The organism is uncultured Flavobacterium sp., assembly GCF_937967675.1.
Taxonomy (GTDB): Bacteria; Bacteroidota; Bacteroidia; order Flavobacteriales; family Flavobacteriaceae; genus Flavobacterium.
Genome location: NZ_CALBSN010000052.1, coordinates 1 through 1,518 on the forward strand (window position 1 = coordinate 1; position 1,518 = coordinate 1,518).

2 protein-coding genes are annotated in these 1,518 nt (G+C 31.8%); both read right to left on the reverse strand.

The annotated features are described in order from the left end of the window. Nucleotides 1-212: hypothetical protein (locus tag Q0075_RS03390; protein ID WP_297868283.1), on the reverse strand; the 212-nt coding region annotated here is incomplete at its 3' end. 49 nt (nucleotides 213-261) lie between these two features. Then, nucleotides 262-1,503 (reverse strand): transcription termination factor NusA, encoded by a 1,242-nt coding sequence (gene nusA, locus Q0075_RS03395; protein WP_297868284.1) that lies wholly within the window; start codon nucleotides 1,501-1,503, stop codon nucleotides 262-264. Between the last annotated feature and the right edge of the window lie 15 nt (nucleotides 1,504-1,518).

Consider the following 1,518-nt stretch of genomic DNA (forward strand, 5'->3'; position numbering starts at 1 on the left):
TTTTCTTCACTTACTTCAAGAGAGGCAACCTTATTCCCTTTGTCAGCAGAAAATTGACCGCATAAGACTTTGTACTCCTCTTGTGATATTTTAGCATTTGGACTCGACTCAATTTCATGACCCTTTTCTTTTAAAAAATCCACTGCTCTATCAAGAGAAATATTTAACTCCCTTAAAACTTTGTTTATTCTTATTACTCTTTCTTCAGACATATAATCTTTTTAAAATTCTTTGTATGTTGTTGTGTTGTTGACTAAAGAATTATCCTTCTAACTCTTCTTTCAAAATATTGATTACATCTAAAATGGTTTCTTCTTCAAGGTCTGTTCTTCTAACTAAGTCAGCAACATCTTGATTTAATACGCTTCTAGCAGTATCTAAACCAATTTTTTCAAACTCTTCAATTACCCAAGCTTCGATTTCGTCTGAAAATTCTCTTAATTCAACATCATCTTCTTCTTCAGCAATTCCCTCACGGATAACATCAATTTCGTAACCTGTTAATAAGCTAGCCAATTTAATATTATTACCACCTCTACCAATCGCTTTTGAAACTTCTTCAATTTTTAAGAATACTTCAGCTGTTTTTGCATCTTCGTTAATTTTTACCGAAGACACTTTTGCTGGACTTAAAGCTCTTGTAATATACAATTGAGCGTTAGTTGTATAATTGATAACATCAATATTTTCATTTCCTAACTCACGAACAATTCCGTGAATACGAGAACCTTTCATTCCTACACAAGCACCAACAGGATCAATTCTATCATCATAAGAATCTACCGCTACTTTTGCTTTTTCACCCGGAATACGAACTACTTTTTTGATTGTAATTAAACCATCAAATACTTCAGGAATTTCTTGTTCAAATAATTTCTCAAGGAATTCAGGAGCCGTTCTTGACATGATGATTTGAGGCTTATTACCCTTCAATTCAACGTTTTCTATCACACCTCTAACATTATCTCCTTTTTTGAAATAATCATTTGGAATTTGTTTTTCTTTTGGTAAAACAATTTCATTTCCTTCATCATCCATCAAAATTACAGCTTTTGGACGAACATGATGCACTTCAGCTGTATAAATATCTCCAATTAAATCTTTAAATTGTTTGTAAAGATTTGTATTATCGTGTTCATGAATTTTAGAAATCAAGTTTTGACGTAAAGCCAAAATAGCTCTTCTTCCTAATTGGATTAATTTCACTTCTTCAGAAACATCTTCACCTACTTCAAAATCAGGCTCAATTCTTCTAGCTTCAGACAAAGAAATTTCAGAATTAGGATCCTCTACTTCACCATCTTCTACCACAACACGATTTCTCCAAATCTCCATATCTCCTTTATCAGGATTAATGATGATGTCAAAATTTTCATCTGATCCGTATTTCTTTTTTAATGCACTTCTAAATACATCCTCTAAAATTGCCATTAGTGTAACTCTATCTATGAGTTTATCGTCTTTAAATTCTGAAAACGATTCGATTAATGCAATATTTTCCATGTCAACTCTTTATTT